Origin of the sequence: Actinoplanes sp. NPDC089786, from assembly GCF_040684855.1 — a bacterium.
Taxonomy (GTDB): Bacteria; Actinomycetota; Actinomycetes; order Mycobacteriales; family Micromonosporaceae; genus Actinoplanes.
In genome coordinates this window covers 1-3133 of record NZ_JBFBGU010000069.1, presented here as the reverse complement: position 1 = coordinate 3133, position 3133 = coordinate 1, and the positions used below count along the sequence as shown (strand labels likewise).

At 67.0% G+C, this 3133-nt stretch carries 2 protein-coding genes; both read right to left on the bottom strand.

Annotated elements, in window-relative coordinates:
- Positions 1–527: 527 nt before the first annotated feature.
- Positions 528–1511 (bottom strand): 2-dehydropantoate 2-reductase N-terminal domain-containing protein, encoded by a 984-nt coding sequence (locus AB0O15_RS47885; protein ID WP_364334902.1) that lies wholly within the window; start codon positions 1509–1511, stop codon positions 528–530.
- Between the two features lie 167 nt (positions 1512–1678).
- Entirely contained in the window at positions 1679–2776 is a 1098-nt protein-coding gene (locus AB0O15_RS47880) for an integrase core domain-containing protein (RefSeq protein ID WP_364334900.1), read from the bottom strand.
- Between the last annotated feature and the right edge of the window lie 357 nt (positions 2777–3133).

The following is a 3133-nucleotide window of genomic DNA, read 5'->3' as shown; positions in this document are numbered from 1 at the left end:
CTACAACGAGCACAGGCCCCACCAGGGCCGCGACCAACGCCCGCCCAACGCCACGGACACCGAGCCAGCCGTCGCCGATCTCGCCTCGGCGCGGGCCCGCCGCAGAAAGATCCTCAACGGACTGATCAGCGAATACTCGCAGGCGGCGTAGCCCGAACCGCATTTCCGAGCGGTGCCCCTGTCACGGTGGAGCTGCCCGGACCTGACGCACGAGGTCATCGCCCGCGGACTCGTGCCGGCAATCTCCGCGTCCACGATCCGGCGGATCCTCGCCGACGACACGATCAACCCCTGGCAACACCAATGCTTGATCTTCATCCACGATCCAGGACTTCGCCGCCAAAGCCAGCCGGGTACTCAACCTCTACGCCCGCACCTATGACGGCGAACCGCTCGGCGCTGACGAATACGTCATCTCCAGCGACGAGAAGACCAACATCCAGGCCCGCTGCCGCTGCCACCCGAGCCTGGCCCCCAGTGTCGCCCGTAGGATGCGGGTCAACCACGAATACGACCGGGTATATCGCCTACCGAACCCTCGCATAGGCATGCATCTGTTCGGTCATCAGTTTGTATTCGGCCGCCGTCTCTGCGAGCGAGGTGCTGCCGAGGCTGGTGTACGCGACCGTCGGGTTCAGTAAGAAGCGTCGCAGCATCGCCGCAAGCAGCCCTTGGGGCAGAGTCTGTAGCGCAACGAATCCACGCGGGACCGGCCGGGTCGGCAGGGCGGCCAGCGCCTGCCGCATGGAGCGGATCATGGCGCGTACCGCGCCCGGATCGTCGGCGAGCGCTGCCGGGCCGCCTGCCGCGTTCACCGCTTGCCCGAGTGGCACCGCGAACGTAGCGTGTGTCTTGAGCCAGGAATCCATCTGCGGCTCGACCTTGGCGTTGATCCGGGCGGTGCGGAATGCACGCACGATCCGTTCCAGTCGCGGGGTGCTGCGGCCGTCGGGTTCACCGACTGGCGTTCGGACCCGGCGGACCATGAAGTTTTCCGGGCTGTAGCGGGCCACATCACCGTCCATTGCGCTGCCGAACCCAGGGAAGCCGAGCAGCACTCGCTCGTAGCCGATCACCGCGCCCAGCGGCTGCGCTCCGGCCGCCCAGTTGCCCGTGAAAAGGACGTCGCCCTTGGTGCCAGCGAGTGACTCCAGCACCGCGCTCACCTGATGGGTACGAACAAAGACAGCGATCAGGTCGTACCCGCCTGCCGGATGCTCGACCACGGGCACCGCCACGCGCCGGACGGCCGGGCTGGTTCCCTCGGCGAGTTGCACACCGTAACGGCGCAGGGCGACCTGACGTTCACCTCGGTCGAGGACCGAGACATCGTGCCCGGCCTCGTGCAGGCGAGCGGCGAACACGCTGCCGGTGGCCCCCACGCCGTATACGAGCAGTTTCATGACAACACTCTTTCGCTCGGTCGCTTTTAGCCGTCCGATTAAAATGGAGATGATCTCCAGTAGGAGAATATGGAGATAAGTTCCACTTGTCAACGTGAGGTAGCGCATGGCCGCCGCCAACCCACTGCGCGCCTGACACTCAGCGCAACCGCGGAGGCCGTGATTGCCAAGGCCCCGGGAGGCCCTTCGACGCCGGAGGTTCGTCAATCTGCCGTCATCGATCTGCGCGAACGGATCGGCAGCTCTGTACCTGCCGAGAATGCCATCCGGGCAGGTCAGGCGGCATGCTCGTACTCGTGGAGGATGCCGCCGAGGCGGGCGTGTCGGTGGATGGTCAGGTGGGTGAGCCGGTGCGGGTCGGTGATCGTTGCGGGTAGCGGGGCGAGTGGGCGTGCGTTGGCAATGCCCTGATGAGGTCTGTGTCCGTTGTAGAAATCTTCGTACTCGCGCAGCGCGTGCAGCAGGTGTCGCTGGCTGAAAATCAGCGTCCGGTCGAGCAGTTCGCGGCGGCAGGTCCGCACCCAACGCTCCATCACCGCGTTCATCCGGGGCATCCGGACGCCGCTGAGCACGACCGTGATGCCGGCGTCGGCGAGGACGGCGTCGAACAGGGCCGGGTACTTGCCGTCGCGGTCGCGGATCAGGTAGTTCACCCGGCATCGCGTGTCCTCGAGGTCCATCGCCAGGTTGCGGGCGGCCTGGGTCACCCACGCCGCGGTGGGATGCGCGGTCGCGCCGAGGATGCGGATACGGCGGCTGGCATGCTCAATGACCGCGAGTACGTACATGCGGGTGCCGGTCAGGGTGATCGTCTCGAGGAAGTCCACGGCCAGCAGCACCTCGGCCTGCGAACGCAGGAACTGCGCCCAAGTCGTGGCGGTCCGCTCCGGAGCGGGATCGATCCCGGCCGCGCGCAGGATCTCCCAGACCGTGGACGCGGCGACTTTCACCCCAAGGGTGAGCAGTTCCCCGTGCACCCGCCGGTATCCCCACGACGGGTTCTCTGCCACGAGTCGCAACACCAGCGCGCGGATCGAGCGCACGGTGGGTGGCCGGCCCCGCCGTCGGGGCCGCGACGCTGCCGCGTGGCGGCGGGCATGCAGGTCACGGTGCCAGCGCAGGATCGTGTCGGGCCGCACCAGCAGCCGCAGACGGTGCAAGGTGGGTCTTGGCAGGCAGTGCAGCAACGCGGCCAGCCAGGCCCGATTGGCTGGGTCGAACCGGACGCGCTGCTCGCCAAGCTGACGGTGCAGCACCGCGAGTTGGTGGCGCAACACGAGGATCTCCGTGTCCTTGTCCCCATCGCTGCCCGGCAACAGCCGCAGCAGCGCGAATGCGTTGGTGATGCCCAAGTACGCCAGTCGCAGCAGCATGAGACGGCATCATCGCGCAGTCATCAACGACGATGGAGAAGCAGGACGCGGGGGACAGCGAACCAAGATCGTTGCCGCGACCCGAGAACGCCTCCGACCAGCGCGGACGCAATATTCGGCATGTACACGGCCCACTCACCAGAGCCGCCGCCGTTCAGCGCACCAGCGAGCGCCACTCACGCTCTGTGACGGCACCTGGGGGGTGCCGCACCTTGTCCGCGGCAAATGAGGATGCCGCAGGCGATCCGAGTCCCGCAGTTCTGGGGGCAGAAAGAACGCCATCTCCGACCGTGGCGAGGCGCGAGTGGGGTCACGACGGTCGTGGACGGTTGACGCCCTGAGTGATTGTGGATCCAT